A 3,482-nucleotide genomic window follows, 5' to 3' on the forward strand; every position below is an offset into this window, starting at 1 on the left:
CGTCAGAAGCGCGGTGCTGCAGCCGCTCGGCCTCAAGAATACCTGGTCGCCGGCCACCGAAGCCTTTCCGGAAAAGTCGATGGTGCGCGGCTATTACCACCGGCCGCCGCCGGCGGCGAATGCGCCCGCCGACATCGCTTCGGGCGGCGAGATGTGGCGCATGGACGGCGTGCTCCCCTACTCCGACGAATTGCAGGATTCTTCCGATTCCTTCCCGTTCAGCGCCGCTTATGGCTGCGGCGACATGGTGTCGACGCCGTCGGATATGGTGGCCTTCATGCGCGGCCTCTTTTCCGGAAAGCTGCTGTCGCCGCCGTTGTTCGCCGAGATGTTCGAACACCGCGTGCCAGCGAGTTTTCCGGGCACCCGCATGCGCGAAACCGGCGCCGGCATGTTCCAGAGCACCTACGCCAACCGCGCCTTTTACGGCCACCAGGGCAGCATCCCCGGCTACGTCGCCGTCATGTTGCATGACCCGATCTCAGAACTGACCATCGCCATGACCAGCAATGTCGGTTCCGGTAACCGACTGTCCTTCCAGGCCAGCGGTCTGCATCCGGTGGTCGATGAGGCGATCCAGATCATTCTGGAAAACTAGCCGCGAAAGATCGCCACGGCGGCAGCGACGATCGCCGCGTTGTCCTTCGCCACAGTTCCGTCGGCGAGCGTCTTGCCGTCTTCCAGACCGACCCGTGTCGACCAGCGCTGGCGATGCGCAAGCTTGACGAAGGGCCAGACAGTTGCATCTACGCCATGCAGCAGGATCGGCCGCCGTACCCCGGCGCGCTCGAGCACGGCGGCGATGCCATGCGCTTCGTCGAGTGCAGCGGACAGGTCCGGGATGTCGATCTCGATCAGAATGCGCAGCACCTGGTCGCGGCCGGGAAGCGCTACGAAGCGCTCGGCATCGGCGACGACGGCAAGCCCCGCCTCGATGCCTACACCACGCTGGCGCAGCAACTCCATCACGGCGGGCGCATCCGGTTCGGACAAGTTGACCGAAGCATAGTCAGGCAGGTCTCGCCAGCCGGCGATCGCCGCGCGGGTCCGCTCGACGTCGTTCTCGATCCAGGCGCCGGTCGACACGCCAACCAGTGTTCCCGGGCAGGTCCGGCGCACCGCCAGCACCGTGGCGTCGACGGCTGCCAGGCTTTCGCGTCCGTCGGTGCCGCGCGGATGGATATGCAGTTCGGCCACTCCAGCGGCGACGCAGGCTGCCGCATCGCTGGCCATTGCCTCGGCAGTCAGCGGCAGCTTCGGGTGGAAATCGCGCGGACGCGCGCCGTTGATGCAGGCCTGGACGATCATCGATGTCACCTTGCGCAAGGGGCCGCAGTGTAGCTGTGCGGCGTTGAAACTGCCAATCTCCCCCCTCGTAGGGGAGATCGGCAGCTTCAACGCCGCGCGCCTGCTCACAACATTCGGCGGCATTTGAATAAAAGCCGCTTGTGGATATTTACCCGGCGTTCCCTCGTCTCCGGCAAGCTCTTTTCAGGGCGGGATCATGGAGGGACCATTGACCAGCGATTTTTCAGCCGCCCGCATCCACCTCGAACGCGCCTATCATTATCTGCAGGGCAATGACGAGACGAGCCGTGCCGCCTGTGACGCGCTCGATCTGTTGATCGAAGCGGTGACGGAGGCGCAGCACAGGCGACCCGAGGCTGGAGTGCTGGAGTTCCCGCAATCGACGGCGCGGCGAACCGGATAGAAAGTGTCGAGTTTCAGGCCAGTCCGGCCTGGCCTGAAACTCGCCGCACCCGGATCACGATGCCTTGCGGGCCGTCGCTCCCTTGGTTGCGCGCGCGACAATTCGCTCGAGCGGCTCCGGCCGGTGCAGCAAAAATCCCTGGCCGAAGGCGACCCCCATGTCGCTCAACATGGCCAGCGTGTCCTGCCGTTCGATCTTCTCACCGACCACGTCGCAGCCGAGGCTACGGGCAATGCTGGTGATGGCCAGCACGATCTCGCGGTCGAAGCGGCTTTGCGTGATGTGCTCGATGAAGGAACCGTCGATCTTGATCGTGTCGACGGGGAACCGCCGGAGATATTCGAACGAGCTCATGCCGGCTCCGAAATCATCGAGGCCGACCCGGCAACGCCGCTCGCGCGCCTTGCGCACGAACTGTTCGGCGGCATCGAAATTGGTGACGGCGGCGGTTTCGGTGATCTCGAAGCCGATGCCCGAATGCGGCGCCCCGGTTTCTTCTATGACGCTGTCGACGAAGTCCCAAAGCTGCGGATCGCTCAGCGTCTGCGCCGACAGATTGAAGCCAAGCGTCAGCGCCCCCGAACGCAAGGCGGCACCATGCCGCGACAGCGCGGTGCGGATGATCCAGCGGTCGAGCCGCGACGCGATGCCGAACCGCTCGGCCACCGGAATGAACTCGCCGGGTGGCACCAGCCGGCCGTTGCGTGCGGCGAGCCTGGCCAAGACTTCGACATGGCGGCTTTCCTGCCAGGGGCGGCCCAGAAGATGGATTTCCTGGCCAAACAGCTTCAGCCTGCCGTCATCCATGGCATCGACCGTATCGGCGACGATGCGCGCCGCGTTGAGGCCACCCGAACCCGATGCCGTATCGGTGGAGAAGACGGCAAATCGGTTTCGCCCGGCGGCCTTGGCCGCGTAGCAGGCGTCGTCGGCACAGGCCAGCGCGTCGGCCACCGTCGTGTCGGCGTCATCGACGAAAGCGATACCGATCGAGGCCGCCAGCTTGCGCGACGTGGCCGTCGATCCAAGTTCGGCATCGCGAACCGCGGCAAGTACCGCGTCGGCCAGCCGCCCGGCCTGCGCCGCATCGCAATTGGGCATCAGCAGCGCGAACTCGTCACCGCCCAGGCGCGCGGCATGCGCCGTCGCGGGAAGGCAGCCCAGAATGCCTTGCGCAACGCTTTTCAGTGCCAGGTCGCCGGCCGCGTGGCCGGCAAAATCGTTGAGCGCCTTGAAGTAGTCGAGATCGACATAGAACACGGAAAGCGGCAGCAACTGCGCGGCCGCGATATGATCGGCCAGCAGCCGGTCGAACGCGGCGCGGTTCAAGAGACCGGTGAGCGCGTCATGGCGGGCCGCATAGGCAAGCTCCTGCTCGCGCTGCTTGTCTTCGGTGATATCGCGCACCGTGCCCAGGATCTGCCCCGCCAGCCGGCGGTCCCGGATTTGCGGGTCGGCGATGAAACGCAGCAGGGATTCTATGTGCCGGACCTCTCCGTCGCGCCGCACGATGCGGTATTGCACGGCGGTGACCTTGTCCGTTTCGAGCGGCACCAGATGCGCGCGCGACGCGGCCTCCTTGTCGTCCGGATGCAGATAGCCGAACCAGTGGTCGCGCTCGACTTCGGCGGTGTCGGAGACGAGCCCGAAAATCTCCCTGGTGCGTTCGTCCCAATAACTTTTGCCGCCCGCGAGGTCGTGGTGCCAGATGCCGGTGCCGCTGGCGGCGAGCGCCAGGCGAAACCGCACATTGACCTGCTCGAGTTCGGCC

The 3,482-nt window shown here is 65.5% G+C and carries 4 protein-coding genes; 2 read left to right on the plus strand and 2 right to left on the minus strand.

Annotated elements, in window-relative coordinates; all coding sequences use genetic code 11:
• Positions 1 to 598: serine hydrolase domain-containing protein (locus EN914_RS28665; RefSeq protein WP_164778982.1), on the plus strand; the 598-nt coding region annotated here is incomplete at its 5' end.
• On the opposite strand, the gene EN914_RS28670 is transcribed toward EN914_RS28665, so the two are convergent.
• Positions 595 to 1,308 (minus strand): 3-keto-5-aminohexanoate cleavage protein, encoded by a 714-nt coding sequence (locus tag EN914_RS28670; RefSeq protein WP_024501637.1) that lies wholly within the window; start codon positions 1,306 to 1,308, stop codon positions 595 to 597. The two genes, EN914_RS28665 and EN914_RS28670, sit on opposite strands and share 4 nt — an antisense overlap.
• 208 nt (positions 1,309 to 1,516) lie before the next feature.
• On the opposite strand from EN914_RS28670, the gene EN914_RS28675 reads away from it, so the two are divergent.
• Complete coding sequence (locus EN914_RS28675) at positions 1,517 to 1,711, plus strand: hypothetical protein (RefSeq protein WP_024501638.1); 195 nt, start codon at positions 1,517 to 1,519, stop codon at positions 1,709 to 1,711.
• Positions 1,712 to 1,765: 54 nt separating this feature from the next.
• On the opposite strand, the gene EN914_RS28680 is transcribed toward EN914_RS28675, so the two are convergent.
• Positions 1,766 to 3,482, minus strand: a 1,717-nt coding sequence (locus tag EN914_RS28680; RefSeq protein ID WP_127389423.1) for a bifunctional diguanylate cyclase/phosphodiesterase, incomplete at its 5' end; no start/stop codon positions are given.

Origin of the sequence: Mesorhizobium sp. M7A.F.Ca.CA.001.08.2.1, assembly GCF_003998455.1 — a bacterium.
Lineage (GTDB): Bacteria > Pseudomonadota > Alphaproteobacteria > Rhizobiales > Rhizobiaceae > Mesorhizobium > Mesorhizobium ciceri.